At 63.9% G+C, this 21,273-nt stretch carries 18 protein-coding genes, 1 tRNA gene and 3 pseudogenes; 13 read left to right on the top strand and 9 right to left on the bottom strand.

Annotated features, from left to right (window positions below; genetic code table 11):
- Positions 1-9 precede the first annotated feature (9 nt).
- The gene (locus ALC15_RS16185; protein WP_050628102.1) at positions 10-1,557 is read right to left on the bottom strand and encodes a class I adenylate-forming enzyme family protein; all 1,548 of its coding nucleotides are present in this window, start codon (positions 1,555-1,557) and stop codon (positions 10-12) included.
- A 58-nt stretch (positions 1,558-1,615) separates the two neighbouring features.
- Positions 1,616-2,254 (bottom strand): 2-hydroxychromene-2-carboxylate isomerase, encoded by a 639-nt coding sequence (locus ALC15_RS16180; protein ID WP_050628101.1) that lies wholly within the window; start codon positions 2,252-2,254, stop codon positions 1,616-1,618.
- Positions 2,255-2,462: 208 nt separating this feature from the next.
- Between ALC15_RS16180 and ALC15_RS16175 the strand changes: the two genes are divergently transcribed.
- Positions 2,463-2,975, top strand: coding sequence for a winged helix-turn-helix transcriptional regulator (locus ALC15_RS16175; RefSeq protein ID WP_050628100.1), 513 nt, complete (start codon positions 2,463-2,465; stop codon positions 2,973-2,975).
- Between the two features lie 41 nt (positions 2,976-3,016).
- Here ALC15_RS16175 and ALC15_RS16170 read toward each other — a convergent pair whose 3' ends face one another.
- From ALC15_RS16170 to ALC15_RS16160, 3 genes are all read right to left on the bottom strand, one after another.
- Complete coding sequence (locus ALC15_RS16170) at positions 3,017-3,892, bottom strand: PhzF family phenazine biosynthesis protein (protein ID WP_050628099.1); 876 nt, start codon at positions 3,890-3,892, stop codon at positions 3,017-3,019.
- Positions 3,893-3,906: 14 nt separating this feature from the next.
- A complete protein-coding gene (locus ALC15_RS16165; RefSeq protein ID WP_050628098.1) occupies positions 3,907-4,974 on the bottom strand; it encodes an alpha/beta fold hydrolase in 1,068 nt (355 codons plus the stop codon).
- 104 nt (positions 4,975-5,078) lie between these two features.
- A complete protein-coding gene (locus ALC15_RS16160) occupies positions 5,079-7,400 on the bottom strand; it encodes a molybdopterin guanine dinucleotide-containing S/N-oxide reductase (protein ID WP_050628097.1) in 2,322 nt (773 codons plus the stop codon).
- A 135-nt stretch (positions 7,401-7,535) separates the two neighbouring features.
- Here ALC15_RS16160 and ALC15_RS43340 point away from each other — a divergent pair, with 135 nt between their 5' ends.
- From ALC15_RS43340 to ALC15_RS16150, 3 genes are all read left to right on the top strand, one after another.
- A complete protein-coding gene (locus ALC15_RS43340; protein WP_128089525.1) occupies positions 7,536-7,793 on the top strand; it encodes a hypothetical protein in 258 nt (85 codons plus the stop codon).
- Positions 7,794-7,870: 77 nt separating this feature from the next.
- Entirely contained in the window at positions 7,871-8,530 is a 660-nt protein-coding gene (locus ALC15_RS16155) for a hypothetical protein (protein WP_050628096.1), read from the top strand.
- On the top strand, positions 8,527-8,823 hold the full coding sequence (locus ALC15_RS16150) for an HGGxSTG domain-containing protein (protein ID WP_050628095.1): 297 nt from the start codon (positions 8,527-8,529) through the stop codon (positions 8,821-8,823). The genes ALC15_RS16155 and ALC15_RS16150 overlap by 4 nt, the downstream gene beginning before the upstream one ends.
- 181 nt (positions 8,824-9,004) lie before the next feature.
- Here ALC15_RS16150 and ALC15_RS16145 read toward each other — a convergent pair whose 3' ends face one another.
- Positions 9,005-9,613: a hypothetical protein gene (locus ALC15_RS16145; RefSeq protein WP_050628094.1), complete on the bottom strand. Its 609-nt coding sequence runs from the start codon at positions 9,611-9,613 to the stop codon at positions 9,005-9,007.
- Positions 9,614-9,914: 301 nt separating this feature from the next.
- On the opposite strand from ALC15_RS16145, the gene ALC15_RS16140 reads away from it, so the two are divergent.
- The 6 genes and pseudogenes from ALC15_RS16140 to fabF all read left to right on the top strand — a co-directional run bounded on the left by ALC15_RS16140 (position 9,915) and on the right by fabF (position 15,997).
- A complete protein-coding gene (locus tag ALC15_RS16140; RefSeq protein ID WP_128089524.1) occupies positions 9,915-10,493 on the top strand; it encodes a hypothetical protein in 579 nt (192 codons plus the stop codon).
- The gene (locus ALC15_RS16135; RefSeq protein WP_050628092.1) at positions 10,490-11,869 is read left to right on the top strand and encodes a 7-cyano-7-deazaguanine synthase; all 1,380 of its coding nucleotides are present in this window, start codon (positions 10,490-10,492) and stop codon (positions 11,867-11,869) included. Before ALC15_RS16140 ends, ALC15_RS16135 begins: the two co-directional genes overlap by 4 nt.
- The gene (locus ALC15_RS16130) at positions 11,853-13,034 is read left to right on the top strand and encodes an XRE family transcriptional regulator (RefSeq protein WP_050628091.1); all 1,182 of its coding nucleotides are present in this window, start codon (positions 11,853-11,855) and stop codon (positions 13,032-13,034) included. The genes ALC15_RS16135 and ALC15_RS16130 overlap by 17 nt, the downstream gene beginning before the upstream one ends.
- Positions 13,006-13,638, top strand: a complete 633-nt coding sequence (locus ALC15_RS16125) for a PIN domain-containing protein (RefSeq protein WP_050628090.1) — start codon at positions 13,006-13,008, stop codon at positions 13,636-13,638. Before ALC15_RS16130 ends, ALC15_RS16125 begins: the two co-directional genes overlap by 29 nt.
- A gap of 261 nt (positions 13,639-13,899) precedes the next feature.
- Positions 13,900-14,313 carry a hypothetical protein gene (locus tag ALC15_RS43335; protein ID WP_128089523.1) on the top strand — a complete coding sequence of 138 codons (414 nt, stop codon included), beginning with the start codon at positions 13,900-13,902 and terminating at the stop codon, positions 14,311-14,313.
- A 422-nt stretch (positions 14,314-14,735) separates the two neighbouring features.
- Positions 14,736-15,997 (top strand): annotated as a pseudogene (fabF, locus tag ALC15_RS16115) (beta-ketoacyl-ACP synthase II).
- A gap of 186 nt (positions 15,998-16,183) precedes the next feature.
- On the opposite strand, the gene ALC15_RS16110 reads toward fabF, so the two are convergent.
- Together ALC15_RS16110 and ALC15_RS16105 are read right to left on the bottom strand one after the other, a co-directional pair.
- On the bottom strand, positions 16,184-16,603 hold the full coding sequence (locus ALC15_RS16110; protein WP_347336291.1) for a TspO/MBR family protein: 420 nt from the start codon (positions 16,601-16,603) through the stop codon (positions 16,184-16,186).
- Positions 16,604-16,791: 188 nt separating this feature from the next.
- The gene (locus ALC15_RS16105; RefSeq protein ID WP_050628087.1) at positions 16,792-17,388 is read right to left on the bottom strand and encodes a TetR/AcrR family transcriptional regulator; all 597 of its coding nucleotides are present in this window, start codon (positions 17,386-17,388) and stop codon (positions 16,792-16,794) included.
- Positions 17,389-17,481: 93 nt separating this feature from the next.
- Between ALC15_RS16105 and ALC15_RS16100 the strand changes: the two are divergent.
- A pseudogene (locus ALC15_RS16100) lies at positions 17,482-18,776 on the top strand (MFS transporter).
- Positions 18,777-18,818: 42 nt separating this feature from the next.
- Here ALC15_RS16100 and ALC15_RS16095 read toward each other — a convergent pair.
- Positions 18,819-18,893 (bottom strand) — tRNA-Glu (locus tag ALC15_RS16095).
- 522 nt (positions 18,894-19,415) lie between these two features.
- Between ALC15_RS16095 and ALC15_RS16090 the strand changes: the two genes are divergently transcribed.
- Positions 19,416-19,868 carry a (2Fe-2S)-binding protein gene (locus ALC15_RS16090; protein WP_050628086.1) on the top strand — a complete coding sequence of 151 codons (453 nt, stop codon included), beginning with the start codon at positions 19,416-19,418 and terminating at the stop codon, positions 19,866-19,868.
- 1 nt (position 19,869) lies between these two features.
- Positions 19,870-21,273 (top strand): annotated as a pseudogene (locus tag ALC15_RS16085) (xanthine dehydrogenase family protein molybdopterin-binding subunit); the annotation flags it as partial.

Genomic DNA, 21,273 nt, shown 5'->3' with positions numbered 1-21,273 from the left:
GCGTCAGCCTCAGCTGCGCAGCGACTCCGCCAGCTTGTGCTTCAGGAGCTTGCCCGTCGATGTCGCGGGCAGCGCATCCATCAGGATAATCTCCGACGGGCGCTTGTACGAGGTGAGTTGCGGGGCAACATGGGCCATCAGGTCCTGCACCGTGGCCGTCGAGCCCTTGATCAGCTGCACGAAGGCGACGACCTCCTCATTGCCCTCGACCGGCCGGCCGACCACGGCGCACTGCACAACTGCGTCATGCGTGCTCAGCACCGCCTCGATCTCGGCCGGATAGACGTTGAATCCGGAACGGATGATCATCTCCTTGGTGCGCCCGACGATGTAGAGGACGCCATCCTGGAAGCGGGCCAGATCGCCGGTATTGAACCAGCCGTCGGGGTCGATCGCCTTGGCGGTCAGATCGGGGGCGCGGTAATAGCCGCGCATCACGTTTGGGCCGCGGACGTGGAGCTCGCCGACCTCACCGTCTGCGACCGGCTTGAGATCGCGGTCGACCAGCTTTGCTTCGAGGCCCGGCATGACCGCGCCGACGGCGTGGTCCGCCCGCGGATTGTCCGGCCGGACGCCGGAGATGCCGGGCGAGCATTCGGTGATGCCGTAACCGTTGAGCAACGGCAGGCCGAGCTCCTGCTCGACCCTGGTCTTGAGGTCGAGGTCGAGCGGCGCGCCGGCCACCGAGATCACGCGCAACCGGCCGCGATCGAGCCTCTGTAGGCCGGCATTGCGCCGGTACTCGAGCAGGCGCTGGTAGGTCGCGGGCACGCCGTTCAGGATCGTGATGCCTTCCTCGGCCATCGCCTTGACCAGTGCCGCCGGATCGTACTTGGCGACCAGGCGCACGGTCGCGCCGACCATCAAGGTCATCGTCAGCAACGAGATGCCGACGATATGCGAGATCGGCAGCACGCAATACTGCACATCGTCGGCCGTCATCTTGCGGAACGCCGCGGTGCCGCGGGCGCTGAACAGGAGATTGCGGTGGGTCAGCATCACGCCCTTCGGCGCGCCCGTCGTGCCTGATGTGTAGATGAGGACGGCGACCTGGTTTGCACCGTCGACCTCGACCGGCTCGGCCACCGTTGCCAGGTTCAGAGTGGTGACCGCGATGCCGCGGAGCGGTCCGACATCCTGAATGGCAGCCTCATAGCGCGCGGCATGCGCGGCCGCCTCCTGCGAAACGTCGGCGGTCAGCAGCACGCGGCGCGCGCCGCTGTGATCCCTGATCTGGTCGAGCTCACGCGGCGACAGCCGGGGATTGACCACGATCGACCAGACATCGAGCCGGCTCGCCGCCAGCAGCAGGCAGGCGAGCGGTATCGAGTTCTCGCTCACGATCATCATGCGGTCGCCGGCGCGGATGCCGAGCGCCTGCAATGCGGCGGCGACACGATCGACCGCCTGATCGAGCTCGCGATAGGTCAATCGCATCTTGTCGTCGATCAGCGCCGGATGATGCGGCGTCGCCACGACGTGGTGATTGATCACCTCGTGGATGCGGTTCGGCAGGCCTTCCACACTTCCTTCAACGATCTGGATCGACGCCTGCACTGAAACCTCCCTGTCGCAGCCGTTTTGGCTGGATTTGTTGTGTTGGGGAATTTACCGCTCAGGCGGTCTTGCGCTGCCTCGCTGCCAACTGCGCGACGATCTCGTCCTCGACCTCGCGCAGGCGGTCCTTGCCGAAGAAGATCTCGTCGCCGACAAAGAAGGTCGGCGACCCGAACGAGCCGCGCGCCACGGCATTGCTGGTGTTGTCGATCAGCTTCTTCTTCACCTCATCCTGCTGGGCGCGGGCGATGATGCGATCGATGTCGATGCCCGAGGACAGGAACGCCTCGCGGAACACCTGCGGATCGTCCATCTTCTTGGGTTCGGACCACATGTGGTGATAGGCGGCGCGGAAGTAGGGCTCGAACAGCCCCTCGAAATCGGCTGCGACGACGCCGCGCATCAGCATCAGCGTGTTGACCGGAAAGAACGGGTTCGACGTGAAGGTCGTGATGCTGTGGCGGCGCAGGAAGCGCTCGGTCTCGAGCGCGTTGTATTCCGGCTTGTTCTTGATCCCGCGCAGCGACTCGCCCGGCGACATGTTGCCGGTCGCCTTGTAGACGCCGCCGAGCAGCACCGGGACGTAGTCGAACTTCACGCTGGTGCGCTGCTCGATGCCGGGCAGCGCGAGCTCGGCGAGATAGGCGTTGGGGCTTCCGAAATCAAAGTGGAATTCGACCTTGAGCGGAGCAGCCATGGAACGCCCTTCCCTTCGAGTGGCAGCAATCGCCTGTCGCTGCCGGTTGATCGTGGCCCGGACCATAAGTTCTATTTTAGAACTGTCAATATGATATTTGTCATCCAATGCGGGTATCGGGGCTACATCAGAGGCATCCTATTGAAATGGCATTAGTTCTGTTTTAGAATTTTAGGTGCGATGCCGTCGCAGACCGCTGGAGACGCTGATGAAATGGGATGCCCTCGAGGAGGAGCCGTGCTCGCTGGCCCGTACGGTCGCCGTGATCGGCGACCGCTGGAGCCTGTTGATCCTGCGCGAATGTTTCCTGCGCATCCGCAGGTTCGATGACTTCCAGGCCTCGCTCGGGATCACCCGGCATCTGCTCGCCGATCGGCTGAAGAAGCTGGTGCGCTTCGGCGTGCTGCGCAAGATTCCCTATCAGGAAGCGCCGAAGCGCTACGAATACATCCTGACGCAAAAGGGGCTCGATCTCTATCCGATCATCATGTCGATCGTGCACTGGGGCAACATCCACATGGTCGACGCGCGCGGCCGGCCGCTGCTGCACGAACACAAGAGCTGCGGGAAGATGTTCGATCCCGTCATGGTTTGCTCGGAATGCGGCGAGCCGCTGAGCGCCAAGCACGTCCATGTGCATCCGGGCCCCGGCGCGCGGCGATCGTCGCCGCTGCACGCCAGCGCGCGGGAGCGCACGAAGAGAAACGCCGAGCAGGGCTAGACTGTTCCCGCAGAACCGGCGCCTCGCACGGCCGGCTCATCTCATCGCGATGGCTCAGCCATCAATGCGACGTTGCCGCCAAGCAGGCAGCCGACCGGGCGGCCGCCGGCAAAACCGATCCGAACGCGAATCTCCGACAGGCGCCCCATCGCCCTGCCCTGGAGGATTCGAATCTCCTCGTCGTTCGGGGTCACCAGACCGCTATCGAGCAGACCAAAAGCCAGCGCGGCAGCCGCGATCCCGGTTGCAGCATCTTCCCGATAGCCGGACGAGCGCGGGAATTGGCGCGCCTCGAACAGGCGGGCCTCGCGGTCGATCACGGTGAACGGATAGAGTCCGGTCGATCCGATCCGGCCGCACACCGCCTCGACGTGCTCGACCGCCGGATTGAGCGCATTCAACGCTTCGGGAGACCGCATCGGGATCAAGGTCTTGATCCGCGAAGTGACCGCATTGCACGGCGTTGCTCCGCCGATCGCATCCGGCCCCACCGCAAGGGCCCGTAGCACGTCATCGCGCTGGCTCGCGGTCAATGGAACCGTCTTTCCCGCCGGCTGGGTGATCTCGACACTGGGCTCGCCCTGACGATTGCGGCTGATGAAGCCGGTGACGGGACCGCTGCGCGTCGAGATCCGGATCGTATCGCCGGGCAGCTTTCCATGGCGGGCCAGCAGCCAGAGCGCACCGATGGTGGCGTGGCCGCACATTTCCATTTCGTGGTTCGGAACGAAGAAGCGGAACGTCGCGTCAAAATCGTCGCTCTCGGCCGGCAACACGAAGCCGGACTCGTGACCATGGTGTCGCGCGACATCCTGCATCTCGGACGCACTCATGCCGCTGGCATCGACCACGATCGGACAGGGATTGCCGCCCTGCCCATCCGCCGTGAACACGCTCACCAGTTCCACCGTCGTCATGGTGTCGTCCCCAATCACCCTGCCCTGAGCCGCACGGCCGCTACTTGACCAGCGCCGCGCCCGGTCTCCGGATGCTGCAGCCAGCCGAGCAGCGCTGCGTGGAAGCGCGCCGGCGCCTGGATCTGCGGTGAATGGCCGAGGTCGGGGAATTCGATCAGCTGGATATGCGGGATCCGCTTGGCGGCCTCCTTGCCGAGCACCGGATAATTGCCGAGCGTCTTGCGGATTTCCGGCGGCGCGGTGTCCTTGGCGATCGCGGTGGTGTCCTTGTCGCCGACGAACAGCAGTGTCGGCGGCTTGATCTGCTCGAATTCGTAGAACACCGGCTGGGTTGCGATCATGTCGTAGAGCCGCGCCGAGCTCGACGCCACGGCGGCACGGTCCTCCCCGCGATACATGCCGGCCAGCATCTGCACCCACACCTCGTAGGACGGATCCCAGGTGCCGGCGTAGTAGGTGGCGCGCTCATAGGCGCGGATGCCGTCGGCGGTGACGCGGGTCTCGCGCTGCATCCAGCCGTCGAGGCTGAGCCACGGCACGCCCTTGGCCTTCCAGTCTTCGAGCCCGATCGGATCGACCAGCACCAGGCGATCGGTGGCGTCGGGATACATCAGCGCGTAGCGCATCGCGAGCATGCCGCCGGTCGAATGGCCGACCATGATTGAGCGATCGATCCCGAGAGAAGCCAGCAGCGCGCGGCTGTTGCCGGCGAGCTGCTGGAAGGTGAACTGATAGCCCTCCGGCTTACTGGACTTGCAGAATCCGATCTGATCCATCGCGATCACGCGATAGCCGGCGCCGCTGAGCGCCTTGATGGTGCCGTCCCAGGTCGCGGCGCAGAAATTCTTGCCGTGCAGCAGCACCGCGGTCTGGCCGTTCGGCGTCGCCGGCTTGACGTCGAGATAGGCCATGTCGAGCTCCTGCCCCTGCGAGCTGAAGCGATAATGCTGCACCGGATAGGGATATTCGAAACCCTGCAACTCCGGCCCATAGGCCGGTTCAGCGGCCGATTGCGCCGATGCATTGGACGAACCGAGCGCGACGGTGGCGGCGACGGCAAGAAACAGGGCTTTCAGGTGCATCTCGGCGGGTCCACAAATCAGGGGGCGGATGTGTGATGCCGTAGCCGAACGCATCGGCGCCATCCAGCGCCGACGGATGATTTGTTCGTGATCTCCCTGTGAAACTAGGCCGGATCGAACGCCCGGACCGGCGGCAGATTGCCGTTGAAGCGTTCGACCTGAACCGTCGTCAGCTGCCCGGTGCAGCCCTGCGCGAAGGATGACGTGCCGATGTCGCGCGTCAGCACGTTCGGATTGCCGTGGACGCACAGCGGCGCCTCGTCCTCGGGGTCCATCGGGTCGTACCAGGCGCCGGTCGGCAGCTGCACCACGCCGGGCGCGATGCCGTCGGTGACATGCACCGCGGCCAGACATGCTCCGCGCGAATTGAAGATGCGGATGATGTCGCCATCAGTGATGCCGCGCGCCGCAGCATCGCGCGGGTTCATGCGTGCGACCTCGCGGCCGCGATGCTTGGCGTCAAGCGAATGGCCGCCGAAATCGAGCTGGCTGTGCAGCCGCGTCACCGGCTGGTTGGCGACCAGGAAGCACGGCGAATCCGGTGTCGGCGTGTCAGTCTTCGCGAGCCAGACCGGATGGCCCGGACAATCGGCATCGCCGTGACCTGCGATCTTCTGCGAGAAGATCTCGATGCGGCCGCTCGGCGTCGGCAACGGACGCGCGACCGGGTCCTCGCGGAAACGGCGCAGCGAGCCGCCATCGTCGAGATGCTGCGGCACCACCAGGCTGCCGCGCGCCCAGAACTCCTCGAAATCAGGCGCCTCGAGCCCGCGCGCGGCGAGCACCTTGCGGGTCGGTTCATAGAGATGTTGCAGCCACTCGCGCGACGTGCGGCCTTCGGTGAAGGGCTCGCGGGCCCCGAGCCGCTCGGCGAGATCGGCGAAGATGTCGTAGTCGTCGCGTGCGAGGCCGAACGGCTCGGCGATGCGGTGCATCGCGACCATCAGGGGATCGTTGGTGGAATAGCCGATGTCCTCGCGCTCCAGCGTCATGGTCGCGGGCAGCACGATGTCGGCGTGGCGCGCGGTCGCGGTCCAGGCCAGCTCGTGCACCACCAACGTGTCGAGCCGCGCAAACGCCTTGCGCAGGCGGTTGAGGTCCTGGTGATGGTGGAACGGATTGCCGCCGGCCCAATAGACCAGGCGGATATCCGGATAGGTCCGCGTCTCGCCATTGTAGCGATAGGTGGTGCCGGGATTGAGCAGCATGTCGGCGATGCGCGCCACCGGAATGAAGTCGGCGACGCCGTTCTTGCCCTGGCCGAGCGTCGGCCCGGGCACGTCGTTGACGCGGCGGCCGTAATAGCCGATCGCGCCGAGCGAATAGGCGTAGCCGCCGCCGGGCAGGCCGATCTGGCCGAGCACCGCCGCCAGCACCATGCCCATCCACACCGGCTGCTCGCCATGCTCGGCGCGCTGCAATGAATGCGAGACGGTGATCAGCGCGCGCCGCCCGGCGAGCCGCCGCGCCAGCGCCTTGATGGTGCCGGCATCGATGCCGCAGATCGACGCGGCCCATTCGGCGCTCTTCGCCACGCCATCGCTCTCGCCGGTAAGATAGCGCAAAAACACCGGCCAGCCCTCGGTGTAGCGATCGAGGAAGGCCTGGTCGTGCAGGCCTTCGCCCACCAGGGTGTGGACGATGCCGAGCATCAGCGCGGTGTCGGTGCCGGGCACAGCCGTCAGCCATTCGGCGCCGGCTTCGACCGGGAGATCGTCGCGCAGCGGGCTGACCAGCACGAACTCGCAGCCGCGGCGGTGCGCCGCCTGCATCGCGCCGCGCTCGACATGCTTGCTGATCGAGCCGCCGGCGACCATCGAGTTCTTCAGCGCCATGCCGCCGAACGCCAGCACGATGTCGGTTTCGGCCGCGATCTGCTCCCAGGTGACGTTGCGCTTGGTGATGTCCTCGTAGCCGGTGAGGATCTGCGGCAGCAGCACCGAGGACGCGCCGGAGGAATAGGTGTTCACCGAACGGACATAGCCGCCGAGCGCGATGTTGAGGAAGCGATGCACCTGGCTCTGCGCGTGATGGAAGCGACCCGCGCTCGACCAGCCATAGGAGCCGCCGAACACCGCGCCGGGGCCGACCGTGTCGCGAATGCGCGAAAGCTCGCCGCCGAGCAGATCGAGCGCCTGCTCCCAGCTGACCGAGACGAACTCGTCGCGGCCGCGGCGATCGTCGGGCCCCGGGCCGCGCTCCAGCCAGCCGCGGCGGATCGCCGGCTGGCCGATGCGCGCCTGGTGGCGCAGCGCGCCGGGGAAGTTGTCGATGATGCCGTTCGGATCGGGATCGCCGCCATAGGGCCGGACTTCGAGACCGTCCTGGCCGAGCCGCGCCGAGAACACGCCCCAATGCGAGGTGTGCGGCTTGAAACCATCGGACAGATCGAGGCCGGGATCGGGGTAGCCAATGGTCTCGCTCATTCGGTGGCGTCCTCAGATGCGGGTCTCGAGCCCTGTCGCAAAGATGTCGCCAGTATAACGATCCGCACCCCGATGTCTTCGGATTGAGGGTTGCGGGACGCGCAGGCGGCCACGCGCAGGGATCCGCGAGCGCAGATGTCGCACCGCGCCGTGCCGGCCTCATCGCTGATGACGGTGGCGGAACTCGCCGCAAAAGATGCGCGTGGCGAAAAGCGCGAAAACAACCCCATGCAAAGCAGCAGGCCCGCCGCCGGCGCTCGCCCGGGCGGCTTGACACGTCGGGCAAATCAGGGGCATATTTCCAATATTCCGAAATCGCGCAAGCGCCCCACAGGCGCCCCCTCGCCCGCAAATGCGGGCTCGCCGGCTGCGATCGCGGCCGGACATCCTTAACCCACATCGACATCGCCACCGCCGCCCGCAGCGGACGATCGCCTGCGCGCGGCCTGCGCATTCCAGGGAATATCGACATGACCACTGCCCCCGATCTCACCGTGCCGACGCCGGCCGCCGCCCCCGGCGAGCCGCAAGCCGCCATACTCCCGCGCATCAAGCTCTCGCGGCGCGGCTACGCGATCGACCACCCTGACCGGAAGCTCGGCGAGCGGCTGATGGCGAACGCGCTCGGGGTCGCCGATCGCGACGCGATGGACGGCATCCTCAGGCAATTGGTCAGGGCCAGCGTGAGCGGCGGCAAGCCCAGCGAGGTCAACCTCGCTTTCATGCTCTCGATGGTGAAGAGCATTCGCCCGCGCGATGCCGTCGAGGCCATGCTGGTGGCGCAGATGGTTTCGGTGCATGTGATGGCGATGCGCTGCGCCCAGCACCTCGCGCATGCCGACGACCTCGCCCAGCACGACAGCGCGGCGCGCGCCCTCGGCCGGCTCGCCCGCACCTTTCCCGCCCAGATCGAGGCGCTGAACCGCTACCGCAGCCATGGCGAGCCCGCCATCACCGTGCAGAATGTGAAGGTGGAGGACGGCGGCAACGCCATCGTCGGCAACGTCACCCAGCATGCGAGCGTGATCGTCTCCGACCAGACCCCGGCATCCGCGACGCGGACGCCGAAGGCCGCGAGCGCCAGGCGAGCGCATGAGCCAGCCGATGCCAGACAGGACGCCCAGGCATGAGCGATCCCATCAGCACGACGGGCCCGATGCAGGCGAGCCCGCGCTGCGGCGCCAAGACCCGCACCGGCGACGCGTGCCGCGCGCCGGCGGTGCGCGGCAAGAGGCGCTGCCGTATGCACGGCGGCGCAAAGGGATCCGGCGCGCCGAAGGCAAACCGGAACGCGCGCAAGCACGGCCTGTTCACCAGGGATGCGATCGCGGAGCGGACGGAGATGCGGGCGTTGTTGGGGGAAGCAAGGAAGCTTATCGAGGGGATGAAGTCACACCGCTTTGCTCGGACAAGTCACGATTGACGGCACACTGTGTATGCAATTGAAAGGTCATTCGAACGTGATCGGCCCCGCACGTGTTGAACCGAAGCCGCGATTGAGATGAATCGTCGCGACGACAAGTATTCGAGTGCGCTGTCACCGCAATTCCCTCAGCGCAACGACGGGCAAGTCTTGGCGCACCACCCAGAACATCATGGCCGGCTCATGGGCTTAGAGCTTTTCGGGCCTTCTTCGGCGCCGGCTTCTTGGCGGCCTTGCCCCGTTTCGTAGCGGGCGGCTTCCGAGGCGGGCCGCTTCGGGCTCGGTTATTCACGACGCCATCGATATCCTCAATTTGTGCGTTCAGCTTCTCGATAGCGGTCATCAAGCGCTTTGCGGCACCCTTGTTCGGCTTCACCCCGTGTTGGCCGTATAGGTTGACTTCTTCCTGAACGGCATGGCGCAACCCGGCCTTCCCAGAGCTAAGAACGTCCAGCGCGCGGAGCGTGCTTAAGCTAAGGCCCAACTCCCCATGAAGTCGCGTTCGCTCGATGCGAACGAGCGTACGAGCGATTTCCCATTCCCGGTCGTTGAAATCATTGAGCGCCTGCTGGATCCGTTTGTGGGATAATTCCTCGCCGTCGACCACCTGTCGTAGCAAGCTAAGGATGCCGCGAGGCGTAAAGTAGAGCGATCGGATCGCGACAACTACGTCCTTCTGCAGACGGCGATCGTATTCTTCGGCTTTGGGCAGTATCGCTTTTAAGGCTTTGAAGGCTTCAACGACGAGATTGATAGCGATTGCACCAACCTTAAGGGTTTCCGGGTCCATCTCTGCCCTCGTGGGTAAAGCACCGGTCTTTCAGCACCGGAATGAGCACAACGGGGACCGCGAACGGCGATGTTTCGTCTTTCGCGACTGATATCCACACGAGAGCGCTATCGATCTCCAACTCGGTCAGGACGACGGCGGGCACGAGCGAGCCCCTGCGAACGTGTCGCCTTTCATCGAAATCGGAATGTATCCACTCGTCTAGATAGCGCTACGTAGTTTTTCAGCTTTAAATGAGCAAGAAATAGTGAATTTGACATTGTCAGATTTTTTGTTTATATTTTTGACATGGAGGATCGCCATGAGTGATGGTCCCTACAAAAGTCTGAATATGACGCCCGCCTGGAAGAGGTTTGCGGAGTGGGCACACAAAGCAGCTTTTGAGCCGAATGAAGTCGCTGGACGTGTTGTCCCGGCTTTGGAGGAGACGTGGCGCGACGAAGGCTGCGGCGAAATCGTCCGAGCTATCCGATCGATTGTGGGCGATGCCCGGCAAATCGACATGTTTGGGCAAGACAAGTCAGTCGAATTGGAGGCCGCACGAAGGGATCTCTCCGCCGGACATCCCATGCGGCGCCTGATCGTCGATCACGTTATGCAATCGATGGCGAGCGGAAAGCGCGGCATCGACGCCATTTGTGATGGTGTCGAAAGCGCCTTGCGCAACCGCGCGGCGCGGGGGCCCCGCCAGGTAGAAGAGCATTATCTGCGCAAGCAGAGCCCCGAAGCTATGGCGACCCGTATCAGAAACCGCATGGAAGACGCTGTCGCGAGCGCTCCGATTGCGGCGCTTGCACGCCGCTTGTGCGGCTTAGACGCAACCATTCAACCCCAGTCCGTTAAGCAGCAAGGGCTTGAAGACGGAGTAAGCCTACCGTGAGCAACGAACTGCCCGCAGTCCGAGTTGATGTGCATGAAGCCGGCGGAGGCCCGCGCCAAGGCCGGGTCTCCTGCGAGATCGATACTAATCTTGTTTTTAAGACGCATAATCTTGCAGCGTACTTTTTTGCGCAATGGGAACCGGTCGTCTTCGACCTCATGTTGTTGGCCGCATCCGTCGAATTTTGTGATCGCATACAGCGCCGCCCAGCCCAGCGTTGGGGTCGCGCTTTTGAACTGCGGCTGCCCGTCCACAATCTCCGTATCTGGGAACAGAAAAGTGTGTCTGACACCTTGCATGAAGCACTCGAGCTTCTGACGGGCGATCAGTGGAAAATTACGTTCACGAAGCGCAAGAAGCCAATTTCTGAACCGGTGCAGAAGCTATTCCATCTGGATACAGGAGCAGAGGCGGTCATTCCGTTTAGCGACGGACTCGATTCCCGTGCGGTCGGCGCGTTGATGGCAGAGGAATACGGCAATAGGCTGGTCCGTGTCCGCCTCGGATCAAAAAGGAAAGACCAGCCGAAAGATTCGTCCGGCCGCAAGCAACCTTTCATGACGCTGCCGTATCAGGTGAAGTCCTCCGGATCTCGCTTCGCTGAATCAAGCGCCCGGTCACGCGGGTTCAAATTTGCTGTACTAAGCGGATCGGCTGCATATTTTGCTAAAGCGGGCAAGGTCATCGTTCCGGAGAGCGGACAAGGTGCGCTTGGTCCGGCGCTTGTCCCCGTGGGTCAGGCGTATGAAGACTACCGCAACCATCCCCGTTTCATGAAGCAAATGACGGCATTCTTCAAGGCGCTTCTCTGTGCCGATATAGAATTCGCATTCCCGCGACTGTGGTCCACCAAAGGTGAAACGCTCAAGGCGTACATGGCATTGAACAACAGCAAGAATGATGAGTGGTGGAAGACCAAATCGTGCTGGCAGGACAACCGCCATGTGTCGGTCGATCATCATCGGCGCCAGTGTGGTATTTGTGCGGCCTGCATGCTGCGCCGACTAAGCGTTCATGCCGCCGATCTTGCTGAACCCGCAGAGACTTATGTCTGGGAAGACCTCTCTGCCCCCACTTTCGATGCGGGCGCGGCCGAAGGATACAACAAGAAGCCGCATGCTCAGAAGCAATATGCCATCGCTGGCACACTACATCTCGATCATCTCGCACACTTGAAACAATCTCGCGCGGCGGAACGCTCTCTCAGTCTTGCGGTCTTTCAATTGGCGCGTTCTCTAGGCGAACCGGAAGCGGCCATCGCTCCAAAGCTGGATCGGCTACTTTCCCAACATAAAGAAGAATGGAACAGCTACATGAACTCCTTGGGATCGCAGTCATTTGTTGCGCGATGGGCGAACAATGACCAGTCTGCTTGATACGATGCCGCCAACGGAGGTCGGTGAACGGCTCCGCGAAGCGCGCGACCGCGTGAAGCTCAAGCAAGCCGACGCGGCGGAATCGGTTGGACTTTCGCGGACCACCTTGGTTGCAATCGAGCAGGGGCAGCGGCGGGTGCGAATTGATGAGCTGCGCAAGCTCGCGCACCTCTACCGGATGTCGATCAACGAATTGATGCGTCAGGAGGCGGTTCACGCCGACCTTACTCCGAAATTCCGCAAACTGTTCCAGCAAGACGATGGGGCGGTCGAACTTGCAGTAAAGCAATTGGAGAACCTCGCCCGAGCCGAAGCGGAGTTGGAGCAACTTCTCGGCGTTCAGCCGCTGCGCAACTATCCGCCGGAACGACCGATTCTTCCCGGTGACGTTCGGGCGCAAGCGGAGCAGGATGCCCTTGAACTGCGGCAGCGGCTCGGGCTGGGTTTGAGCCCCATCTCCGACATTGTAACCCTGCTAGAACTTGAACTCGGCGTGCGCGTCTACATCCGACGCATCGATGGCGGAATCTCCGGCATATTTGCATACGATGAGGCGCTCGGTGCTTGCATTCTTCTGAATGGCAATCATCCCCGCGATCGCCGCGCGCAAACGGCTGCGCACGAACTTGGCCATCTGGTTTCCACGCGGCGGGAGCCGGAGGTGTTGGAAGAGGGAGTGACGGAGAACTCCCGCGAAGAGCGTTACGCCAACACCTTCGGCAGAGCATTCATGACCCCTGCTCGCGCGGTCATGCAGAAATTCAAGGAGATTACTGTCGGATCGGAAAAACTGACCCGGCGGCATGTCATCGTTCTCGCCCATTTTTTTGGCGTCTCACGTGAAGCGATAGTCAGACGACTGGAGGAGCTTAAGCTGGCGAAGGCCGGCACGTGGGACTGGTTTCAAGTGAATGGAGGCATCAGTGATCAGCAGGTCGTTCAAGTATTGGGCGACCTGACGGGTCCCGACGTCCACAAAGCAGATGCGGATAGGCCAACCACGCTTCGGCTTGCCCTTCTCGCGGGGGAAGCCTGGCGCCGTGGAATGCTAAGCGAGGGCCAACTCGCCCGCATGCTTCACTTGGACCGCATCGAACTGCGGCGTTTGTTCGATGGCCTAGAATTGGAAGGGAGCGATGCCGATGGGGCTCTCATGCCTGATTGACCCCACGGCACCGGTTGTTATCGATGCGAGTACGGTAATCAATCTGAATGCCACTGCCTACGGGGCGCGCATTCTGAAAGCGATTCCGAACCCCTTCGTTATTACCGACGTCGTACAGGGGGAAATCCTCGAAGACCGTCGGAGCGGCCGTCATGATGGGCGGCTTGTTGCCGAACTCGTTACGTCGAGACTGATCTCGATAGCGAAACTCGACGATCTTACCGAGTCTCATTTCGAGGACCTTGTGGTTGGTCAAGGTAATGCGACCCTCGACGACGGCGAAGCCGCGACGATTGCTTACGGTGTTGAGAAAGGAGCGATCACGTTAATCGATGAGCGCAAGGCAACACGGCTGTGTCGCGAGCGATATCCGCGGCTGACCATTGGGAGCACTCTTGACATGCTCGTCCATAGCGCTGTGCTCGCGGAATTGGGACGTGACGGCGCCGCTGACGCAGTCTTCAATGCTCTCCACTTAGCCAGGATGCGAGTACCGCCCACGGCGCTCGATTGGGTTGTAACTTTGATCGGGCCTGAGCGCGCTGCGATATGCGAATGCCTTCCGCGCGCGTATCGAGCAACGGATAGAATCGAGGGCCGGTAGAGCTTGGGGCTTGTCGTCCGGAGTCGTTAGCGACTTGGACACCACTCAGAGCAAGTAGCCGCATGAGCGCAGCGACATGCGGGGACGGACCATTCCCCGGATGTCGCTGCGCACATCCGGGCTACGATTGCTGCGGCTGGTCGAGGGATCACGACGCGGAGGATGCGGGACAAGTATGATGCTAGTAGTGGTATCAGGCATCAATTGAGTGCATTGTCAGCGTCATTCAGCTTCACTTTCAGTTTTTGTAGGGGGCGAGCTATGCGATGGGTGGTCGGTACCGTGCTTCTATTATTCGCTGCAACGCAGGCGCATGCCCTCGAAGGCACTCTGCAGGAGTCGCTCAGTTGCCCCGCCAGAAACTGCACGACGGTTTGCTACGCTGCGAGCGGCACGCCCAAGACCACCGTCACCTTGTACTCGAGACTGGACGTTTACCAACAGTCGGCTTCATCGCCGAACAAGACCTGGCTGCAAAGTGACGGCAAGCCGCACGTCATCATGTTGGGGGACACCGACACCTGCGCCTTCGACGGAGATGCGCTGCCGATTTCCGCGCCACCGATCCCGTCGGTCAACCTCGATCCACCGCCCCCGCCTCCCGGCGGCAGCACCATTTGCATCTGCAATCCGGGACATCCCTGCCAACCCTTCGGCTGTACGCCTGGGCATTGATATCCGATCCGACGCCGCGTTTCAGGCTTCAGCTTCGCCGTCAGCATCTCGCTGGAGCGTGATGAGATTAGGTCGAATAGCGACGGCGCTACGCTACCTCGGCGCGTTCTTACGGGGAGAGGGTTGGGGTGAGGGGCCGTTTGCGCGCATTCTGTGATAGTTGCGTTCGCGGAGACTCCCCTCACCCGGAACGCATCTCACGATGCGTTCCGACCTCTCCCCGCACGCGGGGCGAGGTGAAGCGGAGCCCGTTGCTCGATTCAAAGCAAAGACATCACGCTCTAGGGGCCCCGGCGAACGGCGTGACACAGCGCCTTGACGCCTGACCGGTCGAATAATAAATGACGGTTGTCATATATCGAACCGGCTCGAAACCCAGTAGTTCGAGTCCTGCCTACGCCGGCAAGCACGACAGGAGCACCATGCGTCGAATTGTCGTAACGGGCCTGGGGACAGTGTCCCCGCTGGGCTGTGGCACCGAACTGGTCTGGTCGCGGCTGCTTAAGGGGCAGTCCGGGCTGCGGGCATTGCCGGAGTGGGCGATGAGCCTGCCGGCGCGCGTCGCGGGCCAGGTGCCTGACAAGACCTCTGATGCCGAGGGCGGGTTCGATCCTGATCTGGCGGCGCCGCGCAAGGACCAGAAGAAGATGGACCGGTTCATCCTGTTCGCGCTGCTGGCGGCGGCGGAAGCTGTGGCGCAGGCCGGCTGGATGCCGGCCGAGGCGCGCGCGCAGGAGCGCACCGCGACCGTGATCGCGACCGGGATCGGCGGGTTTCCCGCGATCGCGGACGCGGTGCGCACGGTGGAGAAGAGCGGCACGCGCCGCCTGTCGCCGTTCACCGTGCCCGCCTTCCTGGCCAATCTCGCGGCCGGGCATATCAGCATCCGCTATGGCACCAAGGGCGCGATCGGCGCGCCGGTGACCGCGTGCGCGGCGAGCGTTCAGGCGATCGGCGATGCGGCGCGGCTGATCCGGTGCAATGAGGCTGACGTCGCGATCTGCGGCGGCGCGGAGGCCTGCATCGATCCGGTGAGCCTCGGCGGCTTTGCGGCGGCGCGGGCGCTGTCGACGTCATTCAACGAGACGCCCGCCCACGCGTCGCGGCCGTTCGATCGCGACCGCGACGGGTTCGTGATGGGCGAAGGCGCTGGTATCCTCGTGATCGAGGAGCTCGAGCACGCCGTGCGGCGCGGCGCGACACCGATCGCCGAGATCATCGGCTACGGCACGACGGCGGACGCTATCACATCACCGCAGGTCCCGAGGACGGCGACGGCGCCCGCCGCGCGATGGAGATCGCGCTGGCGCAGGCCGGCTTGCGCGCGAGCGAGATCCAGCATCTCAACGCGCATTCGACATCGACGCCGGTCGGCGATCTCTCAGAACTCGAAGCGATCAAGCGCGTGTTCGGGCGCGACGGCGCCATTGCCGTCAGCGCGACCAAGTCGGCGACGGGGCACCTGCTGGGCGCTGCCGGCGGCGTCGAGGCGATCTTCACGATCCTGGCGCTGCGCGACCAGGTCGCGCCGCCGACGCTCAATTTGGACAACGCCGATCCGGCCGCTGGGGGTATCGACCTCGTCGCGAACGCTGCACGGCGGATGCCGATCGAGCACGCGATCTCGAACGGCTTTGGATTCGGCGGCGTCAACGCCAGCCTGGTGTTTCGGCGCTGGGCTTGAAACGTCATCGCGCTTCAGCGCTTGTTTGAGCATGATCTTTTCGGAAAACCGCTGCGCACTTTTCCGGATCATGTCTTTGTCTGAGCATGATCTCTTCGGAAGACCGCTTCGCACTTTTCCGGATCATGTCTTTAATCTGAGCATGATCTATTCGGAAAACCGCTTCGCACTTTTCCGGATCATGCTCTAGTTCAAGCGAGCAATCTCGAAGTTCAGCAGCGAGGCAAACGCCACCCACAAGGCGTAGGGTGCGAAGAGAATGGCGCTGAGCCGGTCTGCGTTCCAGGTCGCGATCTGGAAGGCGACGATTGCAGACAGCAGGGCGACGATGACGGCAAGCGCAACGCCGGGCTGATGCAGGCCGAAGAATATCGGCGACCATGCGAAGTTCAGGACCATTTGCGCCAACCAGAGGCGCCAGCTGAAAGCAGAGCCCTGCTCCCGAACATGCCAGCCTGCAACGGCGATCAACAGATAGACGATCGACCAGACCGGAGCGAACACCCAATTGGGCGGGTTGAACGCAGGCTTGCTCAAGGCTGCGTACCAGGCGTCGGGCCTGTTCAGATAACCGATCGCAAATCCGGCTCCCAGCACCAGGACCACGAACAGGAGCAGTCGAGCATACTTCATCATCGATCCATTGCGCTGCCGCCGCCGCGACGCTGACAGCGCGTAAGCCTTTTTGGCAGTTTCAATGAAATGAAACGATGCGTCGAATGGCCTGGATCACCTGTTCCGGATCTTATCCGGAACCGGTGATCCTGCGGGGACAGGCGGACCTCCGCCCGACGTCATCCCTTCGCGACGCTCGCATCGATCAGGAGCTTCGCGACCGTCACCGCCGACTGCGCCGGGCCGTCTTCGGACTGCTGGCCGGTGACATAGATGCCTTCGATCAGCAGCAGCAGCGCATCGCCGAGCACCGCGGGGTGGCGCGCGCCCATGCCGCCTGCGAGCTCGCGCAGGCGCTTGCGGAACAGTCTCTTGTGCGCTTCGGCGACCTGCCGCGCGGGATTGTCCCGCGACGGATACTCCACGGTGGCGTTGGTCAGGCCGCAGCCGCGATAGCCCGCGGCCACGGCGTTGGCAGACAGCACGCGGATATAGGCCAGCACGTGTTCGCGCGCATCGCTGTATGACTTGCCGCCGGGCTTCTCGAACTTCTCCCAGAAGCTCGCTTCGTAGTCGCGCATATAGGCGGCGGCGAGTTCGTCCTTGGAGGCGAAGCTGCGATAGAGGCTCGGCTTGGTGACGCCGGCGCGCTCGACCACCTCGTCGACGCCGACGGCGCGGATGCCCTCGCGGTAGAACAGCTCGCCGGCGGAGGCGCGGATGCGGTCCGCAGCGCGGGCCGGACGCTCGGCGGATGGTTCGACGGCTTTCTTCATGACGGCTCCTTCGGACCTTCCCTCAATCCCCCTTGACAATGTTACTGACCGGTACGTATACACGCCCAATCGCAACACGTACCGGTAAGTAACATGCCCAGCACTGCCCTTCAAGAAGCCCCGGTCCGCCGGCGCCCGTTCGGCCAGAATTACGCCTTCGTCGTGGTCGCCGTGATCTTCCTTGCGCTGCTCGCCTCCGCCGGCCTGCGCGCGACGCCGGGCGTCTTGATGCTGCCGCTGCAATCGGCGTTCGGCTGGGACGTCGGCGTGATCTCGTCATCCGCCGCGGTCGGCATCTTCCTCTATGGCCTCGCCGGCCCGTTCGCAGCGGCGGTGATGCAGCGCTTCGGCATCCGCCGCACGGTGCTCGGCGCGCTCGTGCTGATGTCGGTCTCGACCGGCATGAGCTACTTCATGACCGCGCCGTGGCAATTGTTCATGAGCTGGGGGCTGTTGTCCGGCATCGGCTCGGGCGCGGTCGCCAACGTGCTCGGCGCCACCATCGTCAATCGCTGGTTCACCACCAATCGCGGCCTCGTCATGGGGCTTTTGACCGCGTCGACCGCGACCGGCACGCTGATCTTCATGCCGGGCCTCGCGGCACTGGTGGCATGGGGCGGCTGGAAGCCTGTGGTGCTGACGGTCGCCGCGTGCTGCGCGGCGCTGATCCCGCTGGTGTATTTCCTGGTGCCGGAGCGGCCCGCCGCGATCGGCCTGCGCTCGTTCGGCAGCGCGCATGACGATCAACCGGCACCGCCGGCTGCCGGCAATCCGTTCGTCGCCGCGATCAGCAACCTCGTGCGCGCCGCGAAGACGCGGGCGTCTGGTTCCTGTTCGCGACCTTCTTCATCTGCGGCTTCACCACCAACGGCCTGGTCGGCACCCATCTGATCGCGTTCTGCGGCGATCACGGGATCGTCGAGGTGCAGGCGGCGAGCCTGCTCGCGCTAATGGGGTTCTTCGACCTGTTCGGCACCACGCTGTCGGGCTGGCTCACCGACCGGTTCGATCCGCGCAAGCTGCTGTTCTTCTATTACGGGCTGCGCGGCCTGTCGCTGATCTACCTGCCCTATTCGGACTTCTCGCTGGTCAGCCTGTCGGTGTTCGCGGTGTTCTATGGTCTCGACTGGATCGCCACCGTACCGCCGACCGTGCGCATCGCCAACGAGGCGTTCGGCGACAAGAACGCGCCCCTGGTGTTCGGCTGGGTGGTCGCCGGCCATCAGCTCGGCGCCGCCTGCGCCGCGTTCTTCGCCGGCTTCGTACGCTCGGCGCAGGGCGACTACCTGCAGGCCTTCATGATCGCGGGCCTGACCGGCATCATCGCCGCCGTGCTGTCGCTCTTGATCACGCGGCGGCCGGCACAGCCGGTGCTCGCCGCGGCGTGAAACCGTGCGGGACCTCAGTGCGAAGGCATGTCGGGGTGAAAATGGCGCTCCCTAGGGGAATCGAACCCCTGTTTCAGCCTTGAGAGGGCCGCGTCCTAACCGCTAGACGAAGGGAGCGTTGAGGGACAGGCAATAGCCTTGAAATCCCCCCGCCGCAAGGTGCCTTGTGCATTGCGGCGGGGATTTTGTCATCCATGCTTACCATGCCGTGCCCATGGTTTCGGCAGGCAAGCAGCCCGGGAACGCCCCTGCGCCCCGCGGGCCCCCAGCGTCGCATCCGCACGGATACAGCGATTGCGGTCGCCGATTGCATGACGGCCACCTCCGGCTGTCATGTCTCGATCGTGCGCGGCCCTGCTTTCGCCAAATGGAAATGCAAAACACCTGGCTGTGAAGTCACTCGCCGCCTTGCTCTGCTAACATCTCATCCCTTTCACCACGCTGCGCCGGGCAAGGCGCTCGAGAAGCAAGAGGAGTGCTTGGAACAAAGCGCAGAACCTTGGCGCACGGCAATTTGGCTCACCAACATCTTCACAAACATCTTGGCAAAACAAACATCAGCGCGGCCGCAGGCGATGGAAGACGTTCCGCACCTCGCGCCGCAACCGGTCAATAGCTTAGGCAGAGCGAGGACAGACCATGATCAAACTAAAAATCAACGGCCAGGAACAGAATTGGGACGGCGACCCGGATCTTTCGCTGCTCTGGTATCTGCGTGACGAAGCCGGCCTCACCGGCACCAAGTTCGGCTGCGGCCAGGCGCTGTGCGGCGCCTGCACCGTGATCATCGACAAGGAGGCGGTGCGCGCCTGCATCACCTCGGTCTCCGACGCGGCCGGCCGCGAGGTCACCACCATCGAGGGGCTGCATCCGACCGGCGACCATCCGGTGCAGAAGGCGTGGCGCCAGGTCAATGTTCCGCAATGCGGCTACTGCCAGGCCGGCCAGATCATGCAGGCCGCGGCACTCTTGAACCAGAACCCGAAGCCGAACCACGACCAGATCCGCGAAGCCATGTCGGGCAATATCTGCCGCTGCGGCTGCTACCAGCGGATCGAGAATGCCGTGCATCTCGCATCGACGGGGGTGTGACATGAATATCCGCACCAATCCGAACAGACTTCGCGGCTTCGAGAAGCACGCGAAGGTCGAGAACCTGTCGCGCCGCAGCATCCTCAAGGGGCTCGGCATCGCCGGTTCCTTCGTGCTCGCAGCGCCCGTGATGACGCGCCAGGCGTTCGCCTATGAGACCGGCGCCGGCAAGATGCCGCACGGCGTCGTGGTCGATCCGCGCGTGTTCGTCGCGATCGCGCCCGACGGCGTCGTCACCATCCTGGCGCACCGCTCCGAGATGGGCACCGGCGTCCGCACCAGCCTGCCCTTGATCGTCGCCGAGGAGATGGAGGCCGACTGGTCGCGCGTCCATGTCCAGCAGGCGCATGGCGACGAGGTCAAGTTCGGCAACCAGGACACCGACGGCTCGCGCTCAACGCGGCACTATCTGATCCCGATGCGCCAGATCGGCGCCGCCGCGCGCACGATGCTGGAAGCCGCCGCCGCCAAGAAATGGGGCGTGCCGGTCACTGAGGTGAAAGCGCAGAACCACGAGGTCGTGCATTCCGCGAGCGGACGCAAGGCCAGCTTCGGCGAACTCGCCGCCGACGCCGCCAAGGAGGCGGTGCCCGACATCAAGACCCTCAAGCTGAAGGATCCGAAGGACTTCCGCTATCTCGGCAAGGGCCAGGTCTCGATCGTCGACCTGCACGACATCACCACCGGCAAGGCGCATTACGGCGCCGACACCCGCCTGCCCGGCATGAAATACGCCGTCATCGCCCGTCCGCCGGTGACCGGCGGCAAGGTGAAGTCGTTCGACGACGCTGCGGCGATGAAGGTGCCGGGCGTCGAGAAGGTGATGGAGGTCAAGGGCTGGCCCTGGCCGTCCAAGTTCCAGCCGCTCGGCGGCGTCGCCGTGATCGCGCGCAACACGGGCGCTGCGATCAAGGGCCGCGACCAGCTCAAGATCGTCTGGGATGACGGCGCCAACGCCAAGTACGACTCGGTCACCTATCGTGCCTCGCTCGAGGAGGCCGCGCGCAAGCCGGGCCTCGTGGTGCGCAAGGAAGGCGATGTCGATGCGGCGCTGAAGAGCGCCGACAAGGTCATCACCGGCGAATATTACCTGCCGCATCTCGCCCATGTCAGCATGGAGCCGCCGGTCGCGGTCGCCAATGTGACGGGCGACAAGGCCGAGATCTGGGCGCCGGTGCAGAGCCCCGGCGGCACCCGCGAGGATGTCGCCAAGACGCTCGGGATCCCCGAGGACAATGTCACCGTCAACGTGACGCTGCTCGGCGGCGGCTTCGGCCGCAAGTCGAAATGCGACTTCGCGCTGGAGGCGGCCTTGCTGTCGAAGGAACTCGCGCGCCGGTCAAGGTGCAGTGGACCCGTGAGGACGACGTCCATCACGACTTCCTGCACACGGTCTCGGTGGAGC

The organism is Bradyrhizobium viridifuturi (assembly GCF_001238275.1).
Taxonomy (GTDB): Bacteria; Pseudomonadota; Alphaproteobacteria; order Rhizobiales; family Xanthobacteraceae; genus Bradyrhizobium; species Bradyrhizobium viridifuturi.
The sequence above is the reverse complement of the archived record's forward strand: the minus strand, read 5'-3'. Positions and strand labels throughout refer to the sequence as shown.